The organism is Burkholderia arboris (assembly GCF_902499125.1).
GTDB classification, from domain to species: domain Bacteria; phylum Pseudomonadota; class Gammaproteobacteria; order Burkholderiales; family Burkholderiaceae; genus Burkholderia; species Burkholderia arboris.
In genome coordinates, this window is sequence record NZ_CABVPX010000001.1 from 27,429 (window position 1) to 51,154 (window position 23,726).

The 23,726-nt window shown below is 68.8% G+C and carries 22 protein-coding genes; 4 read left to right on the forward strand and 18 right to left on the reverse strand.

From position 1 onward, the window contains the following. Window positions 1-94: 94 nt before the first annotated feature. Window positions 95-1,171, forward strand: a complete 1,077-nt coding sequence (locus BLA15945_RS00145; protein ID WP_174991154.1) for a porin — start codon at window positions 95-97, stop codon at window positions 1,169-1,171. A gap of 408 nt (window positions 1,172-1,579) precedes the next feature. Further along, on the forward strand, window positions 1,580-2,959 hold the full coding sequence (locus tag BLA15945_RS00150) for an MFS transporter (protein WP_233464090.1): 1,380 nt from the start codon (window positions 1,580-1,582) through the stop codon (window positions 2,957-2,959). Window positions 2,960-3,002: 43 nt separating this feature from the next. Here BLA15945_RS00150 and BLA15945_RS00155 read toward each other — a convergent pair whose 3' ends face one another. The 3 genes from BLA15945_RS00155 to BLA15945_RS00165 form a co-directional block, all read right to left on the reverse strand. Then, window positions 3,003-3,245 (reverse strand): hypothetical protein, encoded by a 243-nt coding sequence (locus BLA15945_RS00155; protein WP_059240443.1) that lies wholly within the window; start codon window positions 3,243-3,245, stop codon window positions 3,003-3,005. Beyond that, entirely contained in the window at window positions 3,242-4,489 is a 1,248-nt protein-coding gene (locus BLA15945_RS00160; protein ID WP_174991157.1) for an alkaline phosphatase family protein, read from the reverse strand. The genes BLA15945_RS00155 and BLA15945_RS00160 overlap by 4 nt, the downstream gene beginning before the upstream one ends. Before the next feature lie 170 nt (window positions 4,490-4,659). After that, entirely contained in the window at window positions 4,660-5,556 is an 897-nt protein-coding gene (locus tag BLA15945_RS00165; RefSeq protein ID WP_174991159.1) for an AraC family transcriptional regulator, read from the reverse strand. A 167-nt stretch (window positions 5,557-5,723) separates the two neighbouring features. Between BLA15945_RS00165 and BLA15945_RS00170 the strand changes: the two genes are divergently transcribed. Continuing rightward, window positions 5,724-6,503: an SDR family NAD(P)-dependent oxidoreductase gene (locus tag BLA15945_RS00170; RefSeq protein ID WP_174991161.1), complete on the forward strand. Its 780-nt coding sequence runs from the start codon at window positions 5,724-5,726 to the stop codon at window positions 6,501-6,503. 113 nt (window positions 6,504-6,616) lie between these two features. Beyond that, entirely contained in the window at window positions 6,617-7,426 is an 810-nt protein-coding gene (locus BLA15945_RS00175; RefSeq protein ID WP_059240440.1) for an alpha/beta fold hydrolase, read from the forward strand. Window positions 7,427-7,597: 171 nt separating this feature from the next. Here the strand turns inward: BLA15945_RS00175 and infA are convergent, their stop codons facing one another. From infA to BLA15945_RS00250, 15 genes are all read right to left on the reverse strand, one after another. Then, on the reverse strand, window positions 7,598-7,861 hold the full coding sequence (gene infA, locus BLA15945_RS00180; RefSeq protein WP_006483034.1) for a translation initiation factor IF-1: 264 nt from the start codon (window positions 7,859-7,861) through the stop codon (window positions 7,598-7,600). Window positions 7,862-8,328: 467 nt separating this feature from the next. Further along, entirely contained in the window at window positions 8,329-8,532 is a 204-nt protein-coding gene (locus BLA15945_RS00185) for a cold-shock protein (protein ID WP_006483056.1), read from the reverse strand. 281 nt (window positions 8,533-8,813) lie between these two features. Further along, entirely contained in the window at window positions 8,814-9,893 is a 1,080-nt protein-coding gene (locus tag BLA15945_RS00190; protein WP_059240439.1) for a Rieske 2Fe-2S domain-containing protein, read from the reverse strand. Window positions 9,894-9,960: 67 nt separating this feature from the next. Then, entirely contained in the window at window positions 9,961-12,423 is a 2,463-nt protein-coding gene (locus tag BLA15945_RS00195; RefSeq protein ID WP_059240438.1) for an efflux RND transporter permease subunit, read from the reverse strand. Window positions 12,424-12,517: 94 nt separating this feature from the next. Further along, window positions 12,518-13,480: a WD40/YVTN/BNR-like repeat-containing protein gene (locus tag BLA15945_RS00200; protein WP_174991163.1), complete on the reverse strand. Its 963-nt coding sequence runs from the start codon at window positions 13,478-13,480 to the stop codon at window positions 12,518-12,520. A 149-nt stretch (window positions 13,481-13,629) separates the two neighbouring features. Beyond that, complete coding sequence (locus BLA15945_RS00205; protein ID WP_059240436.1) at window positions 13,630-14,835, reverse strand: acetyl-CoA C-acyltransferase; 1,206 nt, start codon at window positions 14,833-14,835, stop codon at window positions 13,630-13,632. Between the two features lie 17 nt (window positions 14,836-14,852). Beyond that, a complete protein-coding gene (locus tag BLA15945_RS00210) occupies window positions 14,853-15,338 on the reverse strand; it encodes a MaoC family dehydratase (protein ID WP_059240435.1) in 486 nt (161 codons plus the stop codon). Then, on the reverse strand, window positions 15,338-16,138 hold the full coding sequence (locus tag BLA15945_RS00215; protein ID WP_059240434.1) for an SDR family oxidoreductase: 801 nt from the start codon (window positions 16,136-16,138) through the stop codon (window positions 15,338-15,340). Before BLA15945_RS00215 ends, BLA15945_RS00210 begins: the two co-directional genes overlap by 1 nt. Further along, window positions 16,135-17,331 (reverse strand): acyl-CoA dehydrogenase family protein, encoded by a 1,197-nt coding sequence (locus BLA15945_RS00220; RefSeq protein ID WP_059240433.1) that lies wholly within the window; start codon window positions 17,329-17,331, stop codon window positions 16,135-16,137. Before BLA15945_RS00220 ends, BLA15945_RS00215 begins: the two co-directional genes overlap by 4 nt. Then, complete coding sequence (locus BLA15945_RS00225; protein ID WP_174991166.1) at window positions 17,328-18,560, reverse strand: acyl-CoA dehydrogenase family protein; 1,233 nt, start codon at window positions 18,558-18,560, stop codon at window positions 17,328-17,330. Before BLA15945_RS00225 ends, BLA15945_RS00220 begins: the two co-directional genes overlap by 4 nt. A gap of 3 nt (window positions 18,561-18,563) precedes the next feature. Beyond that, the gene (locus tag BLA15945_RS00230; protein WP_174991168.1) at window positions 18,564-19,442 is read right to left on the reverse strand and encodes an SDR family oxidoreductase; all 879 of its coding nucleotides are present in this window, start codon (window positions 19,440-19,442) and stop codon (window positions 18,564-18,566) included. A gap of 33 nt (window positions 19,443-19,475) precedes the next feature. Further along, a complete protein-coding gene (locus tag BLA15945_RS00235) occupies window positions 19,476-20,627 on the reverse strand; it encodes an acetyl-CoA C-acetyltransferase (RefSeq protein ID WP_174991169.1) in 1,152 nt (383 codons plus the stop codon). After that, complete coding sequence (locus tag BLA15945_RS00240; RefSeq protein ID WP_174991170.1) at window positions 20,624-21,694, reverse strand: acyl-CoA dehydrogenase family protein; 1,071 nt, start codon at window positions 21,692-21,694, stop codon at window positions 20,624-20,626. The genes BLA15945_RS00235 and BLA15945_RS00240 overlap by 4 nt, the downstream gene beginning before the upstream one ends. 35 nt (window positions 21,695-21,729) lie before the next feature. Further along, the gene (locus tag BLA15945_RS00245) at window positions 21,730-22,899 is read right to left on the reverse strand and encodes an acyl-CoA dehydrogenase family protein (protein WP_059240428.1); all 1,170 of its coding nucleotides are present in this window, start codon (window positions 22,897-22,899) and stop codon (window positions 21,730-21,732) included. After that, window positions 22,896-23,711 (reverse strand): enoyl-CoA hydratase family protein, encoded by an 816-nt coding sequence (locus BLA15945_RS00250; protein ID WP_174991171.1) that lies wholly within the window; start codon window positions 23,709-23,711, stop codon window positions 22,896-22,898. Before BLA15945_RS00250 ends, BLA15945_RS00245 begins: the two co-directional genes overlap by 4 nt. Window positions 23,712-23,726: the final 15 nt, after the last annotated feature.

A 23,726-nucleotide genomic window follows, 5' to 3' on the forward strand; every position in this document is an offset into this window, starting at 1 on the left:
CTCACACCGCCGTCCAATCGAATTCCCCTTCTTACCCCGGGCAATGCATTACTCGAAACCAGTCAGCCCGCCATCAATCAATACAGGAGACCTCATGAAGTCATTCGCTCGCCGTGCGTCGCGCACGTCCGTCAAGCTGATCGCCGCAGCCGCCTGCGTGGCGGCAGCTGTGCCCGCCCATGCGCAGTCGAGCGTGTCGCTCTATGGTCAGGTCGACGAATGGGTCGGCGCAACCAAGTTCCCCGGCAGCGACCGCGCATGGAACGTGAGCGGCGGTGGCATGTCGACGTCGTACTGGGGCATGCATGGCGCCGAGGATCTCGGTGGCGGCTACAAGGCGATCTTCACGCTGGAAAGCTTCTTCCGCGCGCAGAACGGCCAGTACGGCCGCTTCCAGGGCGACACGTTCTTCGCGCGCAATGCGTACGTCGGCATCGATTCGCCGTACGGCACGGTGACGGCAGGCCGCCTGACGACGCACCTGTTCCTGTCGACGATCCTGTTCAACCCGTTCTACGACTCGTACACGTTCTCGCCGATGGTGTATCACGTGTTCCTCGGCCTCGGCACGTTCCCGACCTACCCGAGCGATCAGGGTGCGGTGGGCGATTCCGGCTGGAACAACGCGGTGTCGTATGCATCGCCTTCGTTCGGTGGACTGAACTTCGGCACGATGTACGCATTCGGCAACCAGGCCGGCGACAACGGCTCGAAGAAATGGAGCGCGCAGTTCAACTACGCGAACGGCCCGTTCGCGGCAACCGCCACGTATCAGTACGTGAACTTCAACAACGGCCCGCGCGACCTGAGCGCGCTCGTCGCCGGGATGAAGAGCCAGGGCATCGCGCTGGTCGGCGCAACCTACGACCTGAAGCTCGTGAAGCTGTTCGGCCAGTATATGTACACGAAGAATGACCAGGTCGCCGGAAGCTGGCATGTGAACACTGCGCAAGGCGGCGTGTCGGTGCCGCTCGGCGCGGGCAACGCGATGGCCTCGTACGCGTATTCGCGCGACGCAGGCGGCCTCGACCAGACGCGCCAGACCTGGGCCGTCGGCTACGACTACCCGCTGTCCAAACGCACGGACGTCTACGCCGCGTACATGAACGACCGCATCAGCGGCCTGTCGAACGGCGACACGTTCGGCGCGGGGATTCGCGCGAAGTTCTGATCGCAGCGCTGCTCCGAACGTCCGGAAACGTGGGTCACGCGCGCTGCGTCATCCCGGTTCCGGGCACGTCGAATGCATCCACGGCAATCTCGCTGCGCTTCGGTCAACTCAACTGCGCCGACGTACCTCCTTCGCACGGCGTAGCTGCAGCATTTTCCCTTTGAACCGCAGCCCCGCAGCACCGCAGCACCGCAGCACCGCAGCACCGCAGCACCGGCAGGATATTCCAGCATGCTGGCCATGCCGCAAGCCAGGCCGCAACGCATGACGGGCACGTGTCGCGTCTTTCGACGTGATCGGTCATGACGGCAGGCACACCGTTTGCATGTCCTCGCGCTCGTCTGCTGACACCACGCTGTCAGCAGACGGCATCTAAGCTCGATGGACCGAAACCCGAGGAGCACGCCCGTGGCTCATACCGGAGGACTCGCCGCACTGGCCGAGCGCACCGCCAAACGGCGCGGCCTCACGCTCCTGACCCTCTGCCTCGCCGTGCTCGTCGCACAGGTCGACACGGCCGTCGTGAATCTGGCGACGCGCGCGATCGGCGACTATTTCCACGCCGGCGTCGGCGCGTTGCAATGGGTCGTCGACAGCTACAACCTCGCTTACGCGGTGCTGCTGCTGACGGGCGGGCTGCTCGCCGACCTGCACGGCCGGCGCCGCCTCTTCATCGCCGGTACCGCGCTCTTTACCGTCGCGTCGCTGGCGTGCGCGCTCGCCCCGTCGGTATCGGTGCTGATCGCCGCGCGTGCGCTGGCCGGCGTCGGCGCGGCGCTGCTGCTGCCGGCCTCGCTTGCGATCGTGCGCGTCGTGTGGCGCGATCCGGTCGAGCGCGGCCGCGCGCTCGGCATCTGGGCCGCGTGCAACGGCGTGGCGATGGCGATCGGCCCAACGCTCGGCGGCGTGCTGATCCGGCACTTCGGCTGGCGCAGCATCTTTTTCGTGGTCGTGCCGTTGGGCATCGCGGCGATGCTGTTCGCGATTCCGGCCGTGCCCGAGTCGTCCGATCCGCGTGGCCGGCATGTTGACGGTGCGGCGCAAGTCGCGGGGGCGCTCGGGCTCGGCGCGCTTGCGTATGCGGCGATCGCGTTCCGCGATTCTGCGGCCGCGTGTGCGTTCGCGGGCTGCGTTGCAGTTGCGTCGTTCGTCGCCTTCGCGGCGATCGAACGCCGCCGCGGCGAAGCCGCGCTCGTGCCGCTCGACCTCTTCCGGATCAGCGCGTTTCGCGGCGCGATCGCCGCGACCACCGGCATGACGTTCGGCATGTACGGCGTGCTGTTCCTGCTGCCGCTGACGTGGCAGAGCACCGGTCGTCTCGATTCGACCGGCGCGGGCCTTGCGCTGCTGCCGATGGCACTCGTGTTCATCGTCGTGTCGCCGTGGTCCGGCCCGCTGTCCGAGCGCCTCGGCACGCGCACGACGATGGCCGGCGGCGTCGCGGTGATCGCGAGCGGGCTCGCCGTGATCGGCGCGTCCGCCGGTTCACCGGGCCTGCTCGATGCCGAGATCGGCCTCGCGTTGACGGGGCTCGGGATGGGCATCGCGACCGGCCCGCTGATGACCATCGCGGTCGGCGCGGTCGAGGCCGCGCGCTCGGGCACCGCAAGCGCGCTCGTCAACGTCGCGCGGATGACCGGCGCGACGCTCGGGATCGCGGTGCTCGGCACGCTGTTCGCGGCCGCGCACGGCGGCGCGGCAGGCTTGCGCGCGGCGATGTTCGTCGGCGCGGCCGTGCAACTGACGGGCGCGGTGGTGTCGGCGGTCAGCGTGCAGCAGGCAACGTGACAGGCGGCGTTCCTGCTGGGTACGGCGCTACCGCACTATCCGCTCAGTGATGTTTCCCGCCGTGCTTGCGCGCCCGGTGCTCGGCGCGTTTCTGCAGCAGCGCCGGCATCAGCTCCTCGATATATTGCCGCGCCTGTCCGCGCGTGACGATCTCGCTGAAGCGCTGGTGCGCCTTGTCCTGGCCGACCAGCGCCGCATGCGCCTTCCTCAGGATGTGCAGATACGCGATCAGGCTCGTGCCGTCGCGCACGGGCAGCGCATCGCGCGGGTCCGGGGTCGTACTCATGTTCCGATCCTTTGCGGACAATCCGTCCGGCACGTTGTCGTCACGAGCGCCAGCAGGTCGTTGGCGAGCCGGTCGCGGTCGGTCAGCGGCGCACAGCCGAACAGCCGCTCGAGCGTCGCGGCGACCGACGCATGGTCGTACGGCGTGTGGTCGACCTGCCCGGCCGCGACCCACGGCGAAATCACGATCGCCGGCACGCGCACGCCATACACGTCGAAACCGAAGCCGCTCGCGTTCAGCGTCTCGGCCGCGCCGTCGTTCGGCGGCGGCGCGGCGCCCGGCCGGACCGAATCGTAGAAACCGCCGTGCTCGTCGTAGACGATCACGAACAGGCTGCTGTTCCACACCGGCGAATTGCGGATCGCGTTGTACACGCGCGCAGCGAGCTGGTCGCCGCCGGCCAGCCCGTCCATCGGATGCTGCGAACTGCCGTTTTGATAGGTGCCGTGCACGATGTCGCCGTAGCCGGGCTCGATGAACGTGTAGCGCGCCGTGTAGCCGGCCGCGAGATCGGCTTCGAAGTGCGCGAGATCGTCGACGTCGAAGAAGCTGATGCCCTTCAGCGACGCAACCTGCGGCACACGGCCGAGCGGGTCGCCGGTCTGGTCCTGGTAGATGCGCCAGTTGCCGTCGCCGAGTGCGCCGAAGATCGAGCCCTTCGGATAGGGAAAGCCGTCGAATGCGTCCCATCCGCCCATCTCTTCCTTGGTCGGCGAATGGTCGAGCCCGGCCGACGACGCGCCGTGCAGGAAGAAGCGGTTCGGCCAGGTCGGCCCCGGCATCGACGCATGCCACGCATCGCACAGCACGAACGCATTCGCGAGCGCGTACAGCGACGGCGCCTGCGTCGCGACGTTGACGCCCTGCATGATCTTGCCCGCGTCGGCCGGCTGCGGCGGCGTGCCTTCGGAATGCGACGTCGCGTAGTTCGACACGAAGCCCGTATTGCCGACCGGCGGATAAGCCTGCCCTTTCACGAACGGCACGCCCGCGCCGCACAGCTGCTCGAGCACGTCGGTGAATTCGTGGCATGGATCGGTCGGCATCCGGTCGGGTGCGCCGCCACCGAACGGATAGACCGCGCCGCCATACGCGTTGCTGTTGCCCGGCGACGCGGCGACGATGTCGGCGATGCCCGACAGCGCGAACAGGTGATCGAAGGAACGGTTCTCGAGCATCAGCACGAACACATGCTGGATGCGGTCCTGAACGGACGGGGATGCGGGGGCTGCGTCTGCACTCATGGCGCCTCCTGGCGTCGCGCGACGAATGTCCGGCTGGCACGGTCGTTGGCCCGCTGAAAGCCACTGAAGGGATTGAAAGCCACACGCGCGGGCCGCGAATTGCCGACGAGTGTACGACCGCGCCGCCCCGCGCGTAAAGCGTCATACGAACCGCGTCACCGCGTGTCGGTTCAGCCCTCGACCGGCGCGGTTTTCAGCGTGACGACATCGCGCCGTGGCGGCGCGCCGAACATCCGCGCGTATTCGCGGCTGAACTGCGACGCGCTTTCGTAGCCGACGCGATACGCGGCCGTTTCCGCGTTCGCCGCGCCGGTCACCATCAGGTGCCGCGCTTCGAGCAGGCGCAACTGTTTCTGGTACTGCAGCGGCGTCATCGATGTCAGCGCCTTGAATTGCCGGTGAAATGCCGACGGGCTCATCTGCGCGACGGCGGCGAGCTCCTCGACGCGAATCGCCTCGGCAAACTGGCCGCGCAACGCATGGATCGCCGCGACGACGCGCTGGGCGTGACCGTTGGCGAACACGACGCGCGAGACTTCGCCGCCGTGCGGGCCCGCGAGCAGCCAGTAGCAGATCTCGCGCATCACGAGCGGCGCGACGACCGGAATCGCGGCCGGCATATCGAGCAGCCGCATCATCCGCAGCATGCAATCGGCGAGCGGCCCGCCGAAATCGGTCACGCACACGCCATGCCCGATCGGGCCGGCCGCCTGCGGCGGCGCATCGAGCCGTTCGAGCACGTCGCGCATCATCGCGAGATCGAATTCGAGCACGATGCCGAGGAACGGTTCGGTCTCGCTGGCCTTCACGATGCGGCTCGTCGCCGGCATCTCGACGCTGACGACGAGCGCGCGGCCGGGCCCGTAGTCGTAACGCCGCCCGCCGAACGTGGTCCACTTCGCGCCTTGCACGACGACGCACAGCGCGGGTCTCATGATCAGCGGCGCGGGCAGCCGCTCGCGGTTGGAACGCAGCAGGATCAGCCCGTCGATCGCCGTCTCGAACCGGCGTTCGTCGCCCTGCTCGCCGGTCAGGCGCGCGACGCGTTCGACCAGTTCCTCCGACATGGTGCAGCCCTCCGTATCCCGATGTGCGGATGGTACACGCGGCACCGCGCGCATCGGGGCGGCCGGGCAGGATCAGGCAAGAATACAGCCGGTTCCGGCATTCATCGGGGACGACGGCCGCCGTACGCTTGCGGCTGTCCGTCACCGACTTCGACCAGGAGCACAGCATGACTGCAGTACATTCCACCGGTACCGCTCGGAAAATCGCCGTCGTCACCGGCGGCAGCCGCGGGCTCGGCCGCAACACGGTGCTTCACCTCGCGCAACGCGGCGTGCGCACGATCTTCACCTACCGCTCGAATCGCGCGGAAGCCGATCGCGTCGTCGCGCTGGCCGCCGACGCCGGGCAACCGGCGCTCGCGCTGCCGCTCGATACGGGCGATACCGCCACGTTCGGCCGCTTCGCCGAACAGCTCCGCGACGCGCTTTCAGGCTGGGGCGCCGACCGCTTCGACTTCCTCGTCAACAATGCGGGCACGTCGCATCACGCGCCGATCGCCGAGACGACCGAAGCCGATCTCGACGCGCTCTATCGCGTGCACTTCAAGGGGGTGTTCTTCCTCACGCAGACGCTGCTGCCGCTGATCCGCGACGGTGGCCGCATCGTGAACGTGTCGTCGGGCCTCACGCGCGTCGCGGTGCCCGGCAGCGCGGCCTACGGGTCGATGAAGGGCGCGGTCGAGGTGCTGACGCGCTATCTGGCGAAGGAGCTCGGCCCGCGCGGCATCGCGGTGAACGTCGTCGCGCCGGGCGCGGTGGCGACCGATTTCAGCGGCGGGATGGTGCGCGACAATCCGGAGGTCAACCGGCGCGTCGCTGAATGGACCGCGCTCGGCCGTGTGGGCGAGCCTGACGACATCGGGCCGATGATCGCGTCGCTGCTGTCGGACGACAACCGCTGGGTCAATGCGCAGCGCATCGAGGTGTCGGGCGGGATGGCGCTCTGAGCGTTGACTTTCGCCGGGCGGCCCGATACGATCGATGCACTTTCAAGACGCCCTCCCGGTCCGCCGGGAGGGCGTTTCGTTTTGGTTCACCAACCAGAAGGAAACGACTTGAAATGAACCCGATCGACCCCGCCCTCGCCGCCCGCCCGGACGGCCGCCACGAGGGCCTCGGCTACCTGCAGCACGGCACCGGCCCCGAATGCGTGATGGTGCTGCACGACTGGCTCGGCGACCATACGAACTACGCGGCGCTGCTGCCGTATCTCGACGAAACGGCCTTCACGTACGTGTTCGTCGACCTGCGCGGCTACGGCGCATCCCGTCACCTGAGCGGCGCGTATACGATCGACGAAATCTCGGCCGATTGCCTCGCGCTCGCGGATCGCCTCGGCTGGCAGCGCTTTCACGTGATCGGCCATTCGATGACGGGCATGGCGACGCAACGGCTCGCCGCCGATGCGCCGTCGCGCATCAAGAGCGCGATCGCCGTGTGCCCGGTGTCGGCGGCCGGCAACCGCCTGCCCGGCGACGCACGCGCCTTCTTCGCGAGCACGACCGTCGACGACGACGCGTTTCGCCGGCTCGTGCGGTTCGTGACGGGGGGATTGTCGGCGCGCTGGGCCGACCTGAAGCTGCGGCAGAACCGCGAGCGGGTGGCGCCCGGTTGCCGGCTTCCGTATCTCGACATGCTGACCGGCACGGATTTCGTCGATGAAGTGCGCGGGCTCGACACGCGTTTTCTGGCGATCGTCGGCGACAAGGATCCGGGGCTCGACGCGCCGGCGATGCAGGCGACCTTTCTCGCATGGCATCCGAACGCAAAGCTCGTGACGATACCGAATTGCGGGCATTACCCGATGCAGGAATGTCCGCCGTACTTCGCGAAGGTCGTCGAGGATTTCCTGCGGGACGCGGCTGCCTGAGCGTTGCGCACGCGCGGCGGCCGGTAAAGGCGGGACTGGCCGCCGCGGCGCGATGGCGCCGCCGGCGACCGACGAACGGCACGCAGCGTGCCGTTCATCCGGTTCGTCCGGCCGTGTGGCCGGACAGGTTTCGACCGGGGGCGCGATGTGCCGCGCGCCGGCCGTCGCCGCTCAACGACGCGGCTGGCCGCTTCGCGGCGGACGCGGGGAATTCGCGTCCTTGTGACGGAAGTTGATACGGCCCTTCGTGAGGTCGTAGACCGACAGTTCCAGCGTCACGCGGTCGCCCGCGAGAATGCGGATGTGGTTCTTGCGCATGCGGCCCGACGCGTACGCGCCAACCACGACGCCGTTTTCCAGCGTCACACGGTATTTGCTGTCCGGCAGCACTTCGTCGACGATCCCGTCGAGTTCCAGCAGTTCTTCTTTTGCCAAACCAATTCCTCCAGACAAGGTGATAGACCGCGGCCGCGGCGATCTGCCCGGCGCCGCATCCCGCAACGGGACGGCCGCCGGCAGGCTGCCGGGGATCGGTTCGTTCAGACGGGCCAAGGGCCTGTCTTGCGATCGGAGCCCGGCGCGTTGCGGCGTTCGGGCGGTCGGTGGCGGCGGCGGGATGAGCGCCGCGCAAGTCGGGACCGCGCCAGCTACGACATGGCGGCGGTCTGCTCAGGTTGATGCGTTGAAGCGGTGATGCGCTCGCGAAGCAGCGTGCGCTTCGCAAGGGCGTTGCGTCGCATGCGGGTTACGCATGCGATGAGGGAGGCGTCACGACCGATGCATCGAGAATGTCGCGATGCATCGGTCGTGCGCATCGGAACGCGCAGGCCGCCGTCATGCGGCGCCCCGCGCGATACTCCATCCGGCCTCGGCCGCCGACCGGCGACCGCTGCCGATGCGGCTTACTGCGGCGTGATGTTCGACGCTTGCAGACCCTTCGGGCCACGCTTCACTTCGAAGCTGACCTTCTGGCCTTCGGCCAGGGTCTTGAAGCCCGTGCCGCGAATTTCCGAGAAATGGGCGAACAGATCGTCGCCGCCGTTGTCCGGGGAAATGAAACCAAAGCCCTTGGTTTCGTTGAACCACTTGACGGTACCGGTATCCACAAATACTTCCTTAATACAAACGATTGAACATGCGCCCTCGACGGGCACAGAAAGAATCAAAGAGGGAGAGACCAACGACTGCCGCACAGCGTGCGGCGAATGATGAGCAATCGAACTTCTTGACGACTTCGGTCTAGGACACTACGCGGGAGTGGGCGTTTCGTCAAGTCATTTTGGTGCGACGCACAAGCGAAGGTGCCGCCGCGCCTTGTACGGCGGGGGTTGCCGGCCGATGCCCCCCGTTTCGATGCGCCCCTGTTTTTCGGCCGGCCTGCCCGTTTTTACTGCGGCTCGAACACGTGATGCAGCGCCGGCGGCTCGCCGCCTTCCCGAATCCGCATCTCGAACGCCTTGCGCGCGACGCTCGTCGGCCGCACGTCGGCGGCGTCCAGGTAGAACTGCGAATACCAGTCGCGCATCTGGTACAGCGGGCCGTCGCCTTCGCACAACAGCGGGTTGTCGATCCGCGTCTTGCTGTGCCAGATGTCGACGTCCTCGTAGAACGCGCGCTGCGCTTCCTTCACGTACGCGTTCGCGATCTCCATGTTCTGCTCGTCGGTCAGCCCGGCCACCTTCTTCACGATCACGCCGTAACGCAGCTCGAAGCTGTTCATGTCGATCGGCACGTGGCAGTTCAGCAGCACCGAGTGGATCGGCTGCCCGTTGCTCTGCCCCGTCATCTGCGTGATGTGCACGGCCGGCCCGAAATAGGTCGACAGCGCGGTCAGGCTGTCGCCGCCGAGCTTCTCGCTGCGGCCGACCATGAGCTGCGTCGCCTTGTGGTCCTCGAACAGGTTCGCGAAATAGTCGATCGGCGCGTGGTGCACGGTCGCGAAGTGAGCGACATCCGAGATGTTGTCGACCAGTTCACGGCAGTTGGCCTGGATCACCATCTTGTCGACGACCCAGTCCGACCATTCGTCGGAGAAGCACACGTCGAGGCGCGGAATCGCGACGTCGGCCGGCGGCGCATTGCCTTCCGGGTCGTTCCACACGAACAGCAGGTTGTTTTCCTCGCAGGTCGGCCACGCGCCGATGCGCGCCTTCGGCGGAATCCGCTTGCAGTACGGGATCGACGCGCACTGCCCTTCGCCGCTCCACGCCCAGCCGTGGAACGGGCACACGAGGTTGTCGCCTTCGACCGTGCCGAGGCTCAGGTCGGCGCCCATGTGCGGGCAGTACGCGTCGACGACGTTGACCTTGCCGGTCGAATCGGCGAACGCGGCAAGCTTGCGGCCGAAGACGTTCAGCGTATGCGGCTTGCCGTCCTTGTAGTCGCGGGCGAGCCCGAGGCAGTGCCAGCCGCGCGCATAGCGCTGCGCGAGCGGCTGGGCTTCGATCTTGTAAGGGCGTGCGGACATGTGGGTTGACTCCTTCTTTGGGAGAACGCGCGGCGGCCGGCCGCGCGCGGGGGAAATGGGGCGCCGTTCAGCGCATCGGGTTGCCGGGTTCGAACGCGGGCGACGGCTTCAGCGGCGCGGGCGTCGCCTGCAACGGCTGCGGCTGCTTCGACACGCGGCGCTCGGCACGCTCGACGCCGAGCCACGCGGCAAGCGCGGGCAGCAGGAACACCGCGCCGAACAGGTTCACGAGGAACATGAACGCGAGCAGCACGCCCATGTCGACCTGGAACTTCAGTGCGGAGAACGCCCACGTGCCGACGCCGATGAACATCGTGACGGCCGTGAACAGCGCCGCGGTACCGCGCTGGCGCATCGCGTCGGCGAAAGCGTCCGGCAGCGTCGCGCCGTGGCGGATGTCGTGCTGCAGGCGCTCGTACAGGTAGATCCCGTAGTCGACACCGACGCCCACGCCGAGCGTGATCACCGGCAGTGTCGCGACCTTCAGCCCGATGCCGAGCCGCGCCATCACCGCATTGCACAGGATCGACACCAGCGTGAGCGGCACGATGATGCAAAGCACCGCGCGCCACGAGCGGAACGTCACCGCGCAAAGCAGCGCGATCGCCCCGAAAATCGACAGCAGCATCGCGACCTCCGCGTCGCCGACGGCCTCGTTGGTCGCGGCCATCACGCCGACGTTGCCGCCCGCGAGCCGGAACGCGACGTTCGGCGTCGGGTTCTCGGCCGCGAAGCGCTTGATCTCGTCGACGATGTGCGCGATGGTCGTGCCTTCATGGTTCTTCGTGTAGATCAGTACCTGGATCGCCTTGCAGTTCGCGGTGTTCATCCCGTTGTCGGGGTCGAACGCATTGGAACCCTGCGTGAGCCCGTCGCTGGAACGCGGCAGCGCGGCCCAGCGCGGGTTGCCTTCATTGAACGCGGCGATGAACACCTTGCCCTGCGACGACACGCTCGTCACCGACTGCACGCCGGCCACGCCGCGCATGTTCATCTCGAACTTCTCGATCGCGCTCATCACCGGGTAATGCAGGCACGCGTCGTCGAAGCCGGTCGTCTCGACGATCACCGACAGCACGTCCACGCCGATGTTGTACTGGTGCGTGATTGCCGCGTTGTCGATGTTGTAGCGCGAGTTCGTGCGCAGTTCGGGCGCGCCCGTGCCGATGTCGCCGATTTCCAGCTTGCGCGACTCGAGCGTGCCGTAGGCGAGCAGCGCGAGCGCGATCGCGAACACGCCGAGCGCCGGCGCCGGCCGCGCGAACACCGCGAAGCGCGACCACATCGGGCTGCCGCCGGCCGCCGCCGTGCGCTGCGCGCGCGCCAGCGTGCCGCGTTCGAGGCGCGTGTACGACAGCAGGATCGGCAGGAACACCTTGTTCGTGACGATCATCAGCAGCACGCCGAGGCACGCGGTGATGCCGAGCTCGCGCACGATGTCGATCTTGATCCGCATGATCACCATGAAGCCGAGCGCGTTGGTCAGCAGCGCGACGGTGCCCGGCACGAACAGCTTGCGGAACGCGTCGCGCGCGGCGTCGACCGACGACGCGCCGCGCACCAGCGCCTGCTTCCACGCATTGGTCATCTGCACCGCGTGCGAGACACCGATCGAGAAGATCAGGAACGGCACGAGGATCGACATCGGATCGATGCCGAGCCCGAGCAGCGGCAGCGAACCGAGCAGCCAGACGACCGGCAGCAGCGCGACGACGAGCGCGAGTACCGTGGTCTTCAGCGAGCGCGTATAGGCAAACAGCAGCGCAGCCGTCACGAGGAACGCGAGTGCGAAGAACGCCATCACGCCCGCGATGCCGTTCTCGACGTCGCCGACCAGCTTCGCGAAGCCGATGATGTTCACGTCGATGCCCTGCTTCGCATACTTCGCGCGGATCTCCTCGAGCTGGCGCGCGACCGCGCTGTAGTCGAGCCGCTTGCCGGTCGCCGGATCGGTCTCGCGCAGCTCCGCGCGGATCAGCGCCGACTTCAGGTCGTTGCCGACGAGGCGCCCGATCTGCCCCGAACGCGCGACGTTGCGGCGTACTTTCGCGAGATCGTCCGGGTTCGCGCTCGAGAACTGGCCGGGCACGACCACGTCGCCGCGGAAGCCGGCCTCGGTCACCTCGGTGTAGTGGACGTTCGGCGTGAACAGCGAGAACACGCGCGAGCGGTTGACGCCGGGGATGAAGAACACGTCGTCGGTCGCATGGCGCAGCCCGTCCATGAACGTCTGGTTGTAGATGTCGCCGTCGCCCTTCCAGCGCAGGCTCACGAGGATCGTGTTCGCGCCGGGGAACGCCCCCGCATAGCGCTCGAACACCTGCATGTACGGGTGCTGCATCGGGATCATCTTGTTGAAGCCCGGATCGAGCTTCAGGCGCGTCGCGGACAGTCCGAGCGCCAGCGTCACCGCGACGCACAGCAGCATCAGCAGCTTGCGTTGGCGGATGATCGTATTGGCGCAGCGCTCGACGAACGTCGCGAGGCGCGACGCAGGGACGGCTTCAGGGGGGCGTGACTGGTCGTTCATGGAATTCTCGTGTCGGTACGGACTGGCGATGCGAAACGAACGGAAGCGTGCGGAAACCGGCGGCTGCATCTGTCGCGGCCGCCGCGGCCGCGCGTCAGGACGGCGACGCGGCGAGCGGCGCGACGCCGGATTCGCCGCCGAGCAACAGCGCACCGTGGCCCATGTCGAGCACGGCCGCGAGGCTCTGCACGCCGCCGAGCTTGCGCACGTCGAAGGTCAGCCCGCCGTCGCGCGATGCGACGATCGCGCCGCCCTGGCCGACCAGCACGAGTTCGCCGTCGGCAAGCTGGGTCGCGCCGAAGTACGACACCGGCACGTGGCTGTCGACGTGCGTCCAGGTCGCGCCGTGATCGGTGCTGCGCACGACGTTGCCGCGCATCCCATACGCGACCCAGTCGCCGTTCGCGAGCATCAGCGCGCCGAACAGCGAACCCGCATACGGTGACGCCAGCTTGTCCCACGTGGCGCCGTTGTCGCTCGAGCGCAGCAGCGTGCCGCTTTCGCCCGCGATCAGCAGGTTGCCGTGGCCGTCGCCGACGATCGCGTTCAGGTGGCGATCACCGGCCGGCGTCTTCACGGTCTGCCAGTTGACGCCGGCGTCGTCCGAGCGCAGCAGCTGGCCGAAGCTGCCGGCCGCGAACAGCGGGCCGTCCGCGGTGCCCCATATCGACAGCAGCGGATCCGAATGTTCGTGGTCCATGTGGACCTCGCGCCAGTGCACGCCCGCGTCGTCGCTGCGGACAATCAGGCCGTCGTGACCGACCGCGATCCCGAGCGTCGGCGTGATGAAGCGCACCTGCGTGAGGGTCGATGCCTGGTCATGCGCGATCGACGCCGGCCGCCAGTGCGCGCCCGCGTCGTCGCTCAGCAGGATCACGCCGCGTTCGCCGACCGCGACGATGCGCGTCGTGCCGGCGCGGGCGAGCCCGTTGATCTGCAGCCGGTCCGCGTGGATCGCGGTGGCCGGGAACGCCGGCAGCGGGCGCGGCGAAAACGCGAACAGCGCGGCGCCGAGCACGAGCGCCGACATCGCGAGTCCGGGCAAGGTTCGTTTCATGCTTGTCTCCTGTGTCTGCGTTCGACGGTGGTTCGCGCCGAAGCGCCAGCCGCCGCCGGCTGCAAGTCTCCGGGCCGCCGGTCGTTGCCGCGGCCTCGAATGGTCCTGACTGGATGGCCGCGTGTGCGGCGCGGCCTGCCCGCGTACCGCTACGCGCCGACTTCGAACAGCGCAGCGGCACCCATCCCGCCGCCGATGCACATCGTCACGACCGCGTGCCGCACGCCGCGCCGCGCGCCTTCGAGCAACGCGTGCATCGTCATGCGCGTGCCCGACATCCCGAACGGGTGGCCGAGCGCGATCGCGCCGCCGTCCACGTTCAACCGGTCGTCGGGAATGCCGAGCATGTCGCGGCAGTACAGCGCCTGGCACGCGAACGCCTCGTTCAGCTCCCATAGCCCGACGTCGGCCACCGTCATCCCGAAGCGCGCCAGCAGCTTCGGAATCGCGAACACCGGGCCGATGCCCATTTCGTCCGGCTCGCAGCCGGCCACCGCAAGGCCGCGGAACGCGCCGAGCGGCGTCAGCCCGCGGCGCACCGCTTCGCTGCGCGACATCACGACCACGGCCGCCGCGCCGTCCGACAGTTGCGACGCATTGCCGGCCGTCACGAACTCGCCCTGCTCGACGACCTTGCCGCCGCTCCACGACGGCTTCAGCCCCGCGAGCCGTTCGGCCGTCGTGTCGGCGCGCACGCCTTCGTCGCGTGCCGCGCGCAGATCCTCGTGGCCGGCCGGGTTGCCTTCCTTGTCGAACAGCGCGCGCCGCACGTCGAGCGGTGCGATTTCCGCGTCGAAGCGGCCGGCCGCCTGCGCGTCGGCGGTGCGCTGGTGGCTCTGCAGCGCGAACGCGTCCTGCGCGTCACGCGAGATCCCGTAGCGGCGCGACACGATCTCGGCCGTTTCCATCATCGCGATGTACGCGGCCGGCTGGTGGTCGAGCACGGCCTGCGAACGCGCGCGATAGGCGTTCTTGTGCTTGTTCTGCGTGAGCGAGATCGACTCGACGCCGCCGGCGACGACGATCCGCGCGTCGCCCGCGCCGATGCTGCGCGCGGCGCTCGCGATCGACATCAGGCCCGACGAACACATGCGATCGATCGCCATGCCGGGCACCGACGCGGGCAGCCCGGCCGCCGCGGCCGACAGGCGGCCGATGTTGTAGCCCTGGGTGCCCTGCTGCGCGGCGCAGCCGATCAGCACGTCGTCGACGTCGACCGGCGCAACGCCCGCGCGTTCGAGCGCGGTGCGCACGACGTGGCCGCCGAGCGCGGGCGCTTCCGTGTCGTTGAACATGCCGCGAAACGCCTTGCCGATCGGCGTGCGTGCGACGGAAACGATGACTGCGTCTTCCATGTGCTGGCTCTCTGAATCTAGAAGTAGTAACGGCTGATCGTGTCGGCGACGCAGCCGGGCTTCGCTTCGCCGTCGATCTCGACGGTCACGCGAATCCACGCCTGCACGCCGCCTTCGAGCGGCTCGACCCGCAGCAGCTCGCCGACGCCGCGCACGCGCGCACCGACCTTCACCGGCGCCGGGAAACGGATCTTGTCGCAGCCGTAGTTGACGCCGAGCCGCGCGCCGTCGATGCGCACGATCTGCGGCAGGAAGTAATTGACGAGCGAGAGCGTCAGGTAGCCGTGCGCAATGCACGCGCCGAACGGGCCATCCTTCGCGCGCGCCGGGTCGACATGCACCCACTGGTGATCGCCCGTCGCATCGGCGAAACCGTCGATGCGGCGCTGGTCGATCGCGAGCCACGCGCTCGCGCCGAGCGTGTCGCCGACCGCGGCCGCGAGTTCGCCGGGGTGCGCGAACACGCGCGGCGTCGCGAGCACGGGTTCGAGGGACGTGTCCATCATGCGTGCTGGCTGCTGACCGACAGCACTTCGCCCGTCATGTACGACGCGTAATCGCTTGCAAGAAACACCATCACGTTCGCGACCTCCCAGACTTCGGCGGCGCGCCCGAAGGCTTCGCGCGACGCCAGTTGATTCAGCAGATCGGCCGGAGCCGACTTCTTCAGAAAATCGTGCATCGCGATGCTCGGCGCGACCGCGTTGATGCGCACGCCGTACGGCGACGCCTCGAGCGCCGCGCAGCGCGTGAGCGCCATTACGCCCGCTTTCGCGGCCGCGTAGTGCGCCTGTTCCGCCTGCGCGCGCCAGCCGAGCACCGATGCGTTGTTGACGATCGCGCCGCGGCCTCGGGCCTGCATGTGCGGCAGCATCGCGCGCGTCATCCGGAACGTCCCGGTAAGGCTAATGTCGATCACGCGCGACCATTCGGCATCGTCCATATCGACGATGCGGGTCGACCCGCCGAGTCCGGCGTTGTTGATCAGCACGTCGACGCCGTCGAGCTTGTCCTGCGCGTCGGCGACGAGCGCCTGCACGTCGGCCTCGACCGCGACGTTGCACAGACGGCCGTGGATCTGTTGCAGCCCCGTTTCCGCGCGCAGCGTTTCGACAGCCTGCTCGAGGCGCTTTTCGTGGATGTCGGAGATGAACAGCGCGCGGCAGCCTTCCTCCGCGCAGCGGCGTGCGGCCGCGAAGCCGATGCCGGCACCGGCGGCGGCCGTGATCAGCACCGATTTGCCGGCGAGCAGCTGGTGGCCCGGCACGTAGGCCGGTGCTTTCTGGATCTGGGGTTCGTTCATGCTGTGCCTCGTGGTTCTCTGGGCATGCCGAGCCCGCGCTCGGCCATGATGTTGAGCTGGATTTCGTTGGTGCCCGCGTAGATCGTGTCCGCGCGGGAGAACAGGAACACGCGCTGCAGATGGGTGAGCTTTTCGTCGGCCGGATCGATCACGTTCGCGCGCGGGCCGAGTGCGTCCATCGCCAGTTGGCCGAGGTCGCGGTGCCAGTTCGACCAGAAGTACTTGTAGATCAGCGCCTCGCGGCGCAGCGGCGCGCTCGCGTCGGCGTCGTCCGCGCCGGACAGCATCCGCAGCGCGTTGTAGCGCATCACGCGCAGCCCGGCCCATGCGCGGCCGATCCGCTGGCGCAGCACGGGGTCGCGATCCGCGCCCGATTCGCGCGCGGCGTCGATCACCCATTCGAGTTCGCGGACGAACTGCATCTGCTGGCCGAGCGTCGACATTCCGCGCTCGAAGCCGAGCAGCGTCATCGCGATCCGCCAGCCGTCGCCCGGCGCACCAACCAGGTCGCGCGCTTCCGCACGTGCGCCGTCGAAGAACACTTCGTTGAATTCCGCACCGCCGTTGAGCTGCTTGATCGGGCGGATCTCGACACCCGGCTGGTCGAGCGGCATCAGCAGGAACGACAGCCCCTTGTTGCCCTTCGACTCGGGATCGGTGCGCGCCAGCACGAAAATCCAGTCGGAATCGTGTGCAAGCGACGTCCACACCTTCTGGCCGACTACGCGCCAGGTGCCGTCCGCGTCCTGTTCGGCACGCGTACGCACGTTGGCCAGGTCGGAGCCCGCGCCCGGCTCCGAATAGCCCTGGCACCAGAACTGCGTGCCGGCCAGGATGCCGGGCAGGAAGCGCGCGCGCTGGTCGTCGGTGCCGCACGCGACGAGCGTCGGCCCAAGCAGCCCTTCGCCGATATGGCCCATCCGCCCGGGGCCGCCCGCGCGGGCGTATTCCTCGTGGAAGATCACCTGCTCGGCGACCGAGAAGCCACGCCCGCCGGCGCTCACCGGCCAGCCGAGCCCGGTCCAGCCGCCCTTCGCCAGGGCCTGCTCCCACGCCTTGCGCAGTTCCGGCCATGCCTCCTCGTCGCCGGGGCCGCCGCGGTATTTCAGGCACGCGAATTCGCCGGTCAGGTGCGACTGCACCCAGTCGGCCACTTCGTGCCGTAATTGCTGTTCGCGCGTTTCGCTGTTCATTGGAGTGCTCCTGCGCGCGCGGCCGACGGACGGGACGCTGCCGCAACCGACGGCGCGAGCGTGTCGTCGTGCTGCGAGGCACCGTCGTCGATCGCATGACAGGCGATCCATTCGAGCAGTTGCGGCGTGCCGCCGAACTGCGCGCCCGACGCCTGTGCACGCTTGAAATAGAGATGCGGGTCGTATTCCCACGTGAAGCCGACGCCGCCGTGCAGCTGGATCGCTTCCTGCGCGCAAAACGCATACGCGTCGTTCGCGGCGGCTTTCGCAGCCGCGATGTCGGCGCGCAGCGCGACGCCCGGTGTTGCGCCCGCTTCGGCGTCCCACGCATGCGCGGCGCCGAGCACGGCCGAGCGCGCCGATTCGATCAGCACCATCATCTGCGCGCAGCGGTGCTTGACGGCCTGGAACGATGCGATCGCACGGCCGAACTGCACACGCTGGCTCGTGTAGTCGAGCGTCAGGTCGAGGCATTGCTGCGCGCCGCCGAGTTGTTCGGCGGCCAGCGCGAGCGCCGCGAACCATGCGGCGCGTTCGAGCACCCGTGCAGCAGCGGCGCCGCTGGCGAACAACGCGTCGCGGGGCAAGCGCGTGTCGTCGAGCGCCACGCGAGCGATCGGCCGCGTCGCGTCGAGCGTGTCGAGCGGCGTGACGGTCAGGCCCGACGCCGATGCCACGTCGATCGCGAACAGTCCGATCGCCTGCCCTTCGTTTGCGATTCGCGCGGGAATCAGCAGCAGGTCGGCACGCGCACCGTCGATCACCTGTTCGATCGTGCCGGACAGCGCATAGCCGCCCGCCGCTTCTTCCGCAACGACCGGCAGTCGCCCTACACCGGCCGGCAAGTCGAACGGCAGCGCGAGCGTCGCGCTGCACGTGCCGCCGGCGATGTTCGCGAGCCAGCCGTTCGCCAGCGGCGTGTCGCGGCCGGCCAGCGCGGTCGCCGCGAGGCACGCGGTCGGGAAATACGGCACGCACGCGACGCGCCGGCCGAGCTGTTCCATCAGCACCGTCTGCTCGACCGCCCCGAGCCCAAGCCCGCCGGCTGCTTCCGGCAGCGCGAGCGCGTTCCAGCCCAGTTCGCCCGCGAGCGTGGCCCACAGCGCGTCGTCGCGGCCGGCCGACTGCTCGAGCGCGCGGCGCACGTCGGCCGACGCGCTGCGTTCGGCGAGCACGTCGGCGGCCGCGTCGCGGATCATCGCCTGTTCGTCGGTGAGCGCCAGATCCATCTGTCAGCTCCCGTACACGCGCTGCGCGGGCCGTGCATCGGCGAGCAGCTGCGCGACCGCCGGGCCGACCTCGGCCGCCGCCCAGCGCGCGCCGCGATCGACGCTCGGTCCCGTGCGCCAGCCTTCCGCGACCGCGATCATCCCGCCCGCGACCTCGAACACCTGGCCCGTCACGTCGGCCGACAGCGTGCTGCCGAGCCACACGACCAGCGGCGCGACGTTGGCCGGATCGAAATAGTCGAAGCCGCCGTCCTCGGGCTTCTTCATCATGTCGGCGAACACGCCTTCGGTCATCGACGTGCGCGCGGCCGGTGCGAGCGCATTCACGCGCACGCCGTAGCGCTGCAGCTCGGCCGCCTGCATCAGCGTGAGCGCGGCGATGCCGGCCTTCGCCGCGCCGTAGTTCGACTGACCGATCGAGCCTTGCAGGCCGGCGCCCGAACTCGTGTTGACGATCCGCGCATCGACCGTGCGGCCCGCTTTCGCCGCATCGCGCCACACGCGCGCCAGCACGCTCGACAGGCAGAAGTGGCCGCGCAGGTGCACGCGCATCACGTCGTCCCAGTCGGTTTCGGTCATGCTCGTGAACATCTTGTCGCGGCAGATGCCCGCGTTGTTGACGAGCACGTGCACGTCGCCGAACGCTTCGCGCGCCGCGTCGACGATCCGCTGCGCGGTGTCGGTCTGCGTGATGTCGTCCGAATTCGCGAGCGCGCGGCCGCCACGCCTGGCGATCTCGTCGCACACGGCCTGCGCGGCGTCGTGCCGGATGTCGTTGACGACGACCGCCGCGCCTTCGGCCGCGAATGCCAGCGCGTATTCGCGCCCGAGCCCGCCGCCCGCGCCGGTGATGATGACGGTGCGTCCGTTACAGATTCCCATGCTTGTGCCTCGTGGATCGTGAAAGTGACGCGCTCACAGGCGCTCGATGATCGTGACGTTCGCGAGGCCGCCGCCTTCGCACATCGTCTGCAACCCGTAGCGGCCGCCGGTGCGTTCCAGCTCGTGCAGCAGCGTCGTCATCAGCCGCGCGCCGGTCGCGCCGAGCGGATGGCCGAGCGCGATCGCGCCGCCGTTCGGGTTGGTCTTTTCAGGCGGGAAGCGCGTGTCGGCGAGCCACGCCTGCGCGACCGACGCGAACGCCTCGTTCAACTCGACGACGTCGATCTGCGCCAGGTCGAGCCCGCTCTTCTTCAACGCGGCCCTGGTTGCCGGAATCGGCGCGGTGAGCATCCACAGCGGATCGTCGCCGAGCACGCTCAGGTGATGGATGCGCGCACGCGGCGTGAGGCCGTAGCGCTTCAGTGCATCTTCCGACACGATCAGCAGCGCGGCCGCCGCGTCGCAGGTCTGGCTCGCGACGGCCGCCGTCAGCGAGCCGCCCGGCGTCAGCGGTTCCAGCGTCGCCATCTTCTCCAGCGACGTATCGGGGCGCGGCGTCTCGTCGTGCATCACCCCTTCGAGCGGCACGATTTCCCGCTTGAAATGGCCGGCCTCGATCGCCGCGACCGCGCGGCGGTGGCTTTCCAGCGCATAGCGCTCCATCGCGTCGCGCGACAGGTTCCAGTGCTCGGCGATCCGCTGCGCGGCGACGAACTGCGACACCGGCGCATCGCCGAAACGTGCGCGCCAGCCGGCGCTGCCCGAGAACGGGTCGGTGAAGCCGAGCGGTGCCGCGCAGGTCATCGCGGACGAGATCGGGATCTGCGTCATCGTCTGCACGCCGCCCGCGACGACCACGTCCTGCACGCCGCTCATCACGGCCTGCGCGGCGAAGTGCACGGCCTGCTGCGACGACCCGCACTGGCGGTCGACCGTCACGCCCGGCACCTGCAGCGGCAGCCCGGCTGCGAGCCAGCAGGTGCGCGCGATGTTGCCCGCGAGCGGGCCGATCGTGTCGACGCAGCCGAATACCACGTCGTCGTATTCGTCGGCCGGGATCGCGTTGCGCTCGACGAGCGTCTTCAGCACGAAGCCGCCGAGATCCGCCGCATGCACGTGCGCGAGCCCGCCCTTGCGGCGGCCGGTCGGCGTGCGCAGCGCGTCGACGATATAGGCTTGTTTCATTGGTTGGATTCCTCGAGGTCGAAGGTCTGCGCGGGGCCGATCGGCAACGCGTCGCCGAGGATCGCGTCGGCCACGCGGGCCTTGTGGAACGCGCTGTCGCCCCAGCTTCCGGAGAGCGCCCAGATGCGCTTCATGAAGATCTGCAGGTCGAGTTCCCACGTGTAGCCGATCGCGCCGTGTACCTGCATCGAGTGGCGCGCGGCCAGTTGCGCGGCCGACGTCGCCGCAAGCTTCGCGTGCGACACGAACACCGCGCGCTGCGGGTGATCGTCGGCGATCGCCTGCGCGGCGCGCGCGACCACCGGCCGCGCGAACTCGTAGCGGATCGCGACATCGGCAAGCAGGTGCTTGAGCGCCTGATACGAACCGATCGCCTTGCCGAACTGCTTGCGCTGCGCGCTGTAGTCGATCGCAACGTCGAGCACGCGCTGCGTGAGGCCGAGCAACTGCGCGGCGACCGCGAACGCGCCGTGATCGAGCGCGCGGTTCAGCAGCGGTGCGGCATCGTCGGCCGACGCGATGCGGGTCACCGCCGACGGTTCCCAGTCGAGCGTGAACAGGCGCCGCGACGGGTCGACGCTGTCGACCGCCCGCCATGCGCACTGCGCGGGGTCGACGCGGTGCAGTTCGCCGCGGTGTTCGCACAGCAGCGTGTTCGCAACGTGCACGTCGGCCGCGTACGGGTTCACCGGATGTACGAGCGCGACGCGCGCGCGCCCTTCGGCGATGTCGCGCAGCAGCGCGTCGCGCCAGTCGCTCGCGGGCAGCCGCGCCAGTACGCCGGCCGACACGAGCGCCGTGTCGAGCAGCGGCTCGGGGCTGCCGAAATATCCGTAGGCCTGCGCGAGCAGCGCCCATTCCACTTCCGTCAGGCCGAGGCCGCCCTGCACCTCGGGCACCGACACGGCGGTTAGCCCCTGCGACGCGAACAGCGCCCACAGGTCATCCGAGCGCCCGGTCGGCGTCGCCCAGAGCTCGCGGATCAGCTCGGGCGTCATCTCGGTCATCAGCAGGCGCTTCACGCTGTCCGCGAGCGCTTCCTGGTCTTCATCGAATACGAAATCCATGGGATGTCCGTTCAGTGAGGGGGGCGCCGGCGCCGTTATGCGCGCGGCATGCCGAGCATCCGTTCGGCGACGATGTTGCGCTGGATCTCGTTGGTGCCCGCGTAGATCGTGCCGGCCTGCGCGAACAGGAAGCCGTCGAGCCAGTGGCCGAGCGTCGCGTGCTGCGCGGGCGTCTGCGGAACGACCTCGCCGTGCGCCCCGAGAATGTCGAGCGCGGTCTGGTGCATGCGCAGGTCGAGTTCCGACCAGAACACCTTGTTGGTGCTCGATTCCGCGCCGATATGGCCGCCCTTCAGCAGCCGGCTCGCGGTCGCATAGGTCGACAGCGCATAGGCCTGCGCATCCATCCAGGCCTGCACCACGCGCTCGCGCAGCGTCGGGTCGCGATCCGCGCTGTCGCGGTGCGCGAGATACAGGTCGCGCAGTGCCTGCGCGGTGCGCTGAAAGCGCGCGGGCGAACGCAGCATCAGCCCGCGCTCGAAGCCGGCCGTCGCCATCGCGACCTGCCAGCCCGCGCCTTCGGCCGCGAGCCGGTTCTCGACCGGCACGCGCACGTCGTCGAAGAAGATTTCCGCGAAACCCGTCTGCCCGTTGAGCTGCCGGATCGGCCGCACCGTGATGCCCGGCGCGGACAGCGGCACCATCAGGAACGTGAGGCCATGGTGGCGCGACGATTCGGGATCGCTGCGGAACAGCCCGAACAGCCAGTCGGCCCACACAGCGCGGGTCGACCAGATCTTCTGGCCGTTCAGCACGTATTCGTCGCCGATACGGGCTGCGGTCGTGCGGATCGCGGCCATGTCCGAACCGGCATTCGGCTCCGACCAGCCTTGCGCCCACACGTGCTCGCCGGCCGCCATCGCGGGCAGGAAGCGCGCCTTCTGAGCGTCGGTGCCGAAATCCATCAGCGTCGGGCCGAGCAGGAAGATGCCGTTCTGGTTCACGCGCATCGGTGCGTCGGCACGCCAGTACTCTTCCTCGAAGATCAGCCACTCGATCAGGTCGCAGCCGCGCCCGCCCAGCTCGCGCGGCCACGTGACCATGCTCCAGCGGCCCGAGTGCAGCGTGCGCTCCCATTCGCGGTGCGCGGCGAAGCCTTCCTCGGTGTCGAAGCTCGGCAGCCGCTCGCGCGGCACGTGCGCGGCGAGCCATTCGCGGATTTCCGCGCGGAACGCCTGCTGTTGCGGCGTATAGGTCAGGTTCATGCGCGTGCCTCCCCGGCGGTTGCCTGCGCGTCGAAACGCGCATCGCGCTTCTCGACGAACGCGGCGCGCGCTTCCGTCGAGTCGTTCGTCATGTACGCCTGCAGCGTGAAGCCCTGCTCCCAGCGGTACTTGTCCTCGAGATTTCCGTCCTCGACGCCGTTCAGCGCCTCCTTCGCGAGCCGCACCATCGCCGGGCTCTTCTCGGCGATCTTGCGGGCGATCGCGAGCGCCGCGTCGCGCAGCGTGTCGCGCGTGACGACCTGCTCGACCGCGCCGAGCCGGTACGCTTCGGCCGCGTCGATCATGTCGCCGGTGAAGTACATCGCGCGGACCTTCTGCACGCCGAACAGCCGCTGCAGGTGCGCGCCGCCGCCCATTGCGCCACGGTCAATCTCCGGCACGCCGAAGCGCGCGCAATCGGCCGCGACGACGATGTCCGCCGCGCCGCAGATGCCGATCCCGCCGCCGAGCACGAAGCCGTGCACGGCGGCGATCACCGGCTTCGGGTTGCGGTGCACCGCGCGGAACGTCTCGTAGTTGCCCGCGTTGACCGACACGATCCGTTCCGGATGCGCGGCCAGCTCCTTGATGTCGACGCCCGCGCAGAAGCCCCGGCCCTCGCCGCGCACGACGATCACACGCACGTCGTCGTCCGCGCCGAGCGCGTCGAGCGCACGCGAGAGCGCATGCCAGCCCTGCGCGTCGAGCGCGTTCACGGGCGGCTGGGCGATCACCAGTTCGGCGATGCCGTCTGCGCGATCGATCCGGAACGGCATCGCGCCGGCCGGTTGATTGGATGCTGTCATCTCCATTGCCTCCCTGTGATG

Bases quoted from the DNA above. Each gene is read 5' to 3' on its own strand.
- BLA15945_RS00160 (WP_174991157.1), bottom strand. From the start codon at position 4,489: ATGAGTGCAGACGCAGCCCCCGCATCCCCGTCCGTTCAGGACCGCATC.
- BLA15945_RS00200 (WP_174991163.1), bottom strand. From the start codon at position 13,480: ATGAAACGAACCTTGCCCGGACTCGCGATGTCGGCGCTCGTGCTCGGC.
- BLA15945_RS00195 (WP_059240438.1), bottom strand. From the start codon at position 12,423: ATGAACGACCAGTCACGCCCCCCTGAAGCCGTCCCTGCGTCGCGCCTC.
- BLA15945_RS00250 (WP_174991171.1), bottom strand. From the start codon at position 23,711: ATGGAGATGACAGCATCCAATCAACCGGCCGGCGCGATGCCGTTCCGG.
- BLA15945_RS00145 (WP_174991154.1), top strand. From the start codon at position 95: ATGAAGTCATTCGCTCGCCGTGCGTCGCGCACGTCCGTCAAGCTGATC.
- BLA15945_RS00225 (WP_174991166.1), bottom strand. From the start codon at position 18,560: ATGGATCTGGCGCTCACCGACGAACAGGCGATGATCCGCGACGCGGCC.
- BLA15945_RS00210 (WP_059240435.1), bottom strand. From the start codon at position 15,338: ATGGACACGTCCCTCGAACCCGTGCTCGCGACGCCGCGCGTGTTCGCG.
- BLA15945_RS00190 (WP_059240439.1), bottom strand. From the start codon at position 9,893: ATGTCCGCACGCCCTTACAAGATCGAAGCCCAGCCGCTCGCGCAGCGC.
- BLA15945_RS00220 (WP_059240433.1), bottom strand. From the start codon at position 17,331: ATGAACAGCGAAACGCGCGAACAGCAATTACGGCACGAAGTGGCCGAC.
- BLA15945_RS00245 (WP_059240428.1), bottom strand. From the start codon at position 22,899: ATGAACCTGACCTATACGCCGCAACAGCAGGCGTTCCGCGCGGAAATC.
- BLA15945_RS00230 (WP_174991168.1), bottom strand. From the start codon at position 19,442: ATGGGAATCTGTAACGGACGCACCGTCATCATCACCGGCGCGGGCGGC.
- BLA15945_RS00155 (WP_059240443.1), bottom strand. From the start codon at position 3,245: ATGAGTACGACCCCGGACCCGCGCGATGCGCTGCCCGTGCGCGACGGC.
- BLA15945_RS00240 (WP_174991170.1), bottom strand. From the start codon at position 21,694: ATGGATTTCGTATTCGATGAAGACCAGGAAGCGCTCGCGGACAGCGTG.
- BLA15945_RS00205 (WP_059240436.1), bottom strand. From the start codon at position 14,835: ATGGAAGACGCAGTCATCGTTTCCGTCGCACGCACGCCGATCGGCAAG.
- BLA15945_RS00215 (WP_059240434.1), bottom strand. From the start codon at position 16,138: ATGAACGAACCCCAGATCCAGAAAGCACCGGCCTACGTGCCGGGCCAC.
- BLA15945_RS00165 (WP_174991159.1), bottom strand. From the start codon at position 5,556: ATGTCGGAGGAACTGGTCGAACGCGTCGCGCGCCTGACCGGCGAGCAG.
- BLA15945_RS00175 (WP_059240440.1), top strand. From the start codon at position 6,617: ATGAACCCGATCGACCCCGCCCTCGCCGCCCGCCCGGACGGCCGCCAC.
- BLA15945_RS00235 (WP_174991169.1), bottom strand. From the start codon at position 20,627: ATGAAACAAGCCTATATCGTCGACGCGCTGCGCACGCCGACCGGCCGC.
- BLA15945_RS00170 (WP_174991161.1), top strand. From the start codon at position 5,724: ATGACTGCAGTACATTCCACCGGTACCGCTCGGAAAATCGCCGTCGTC.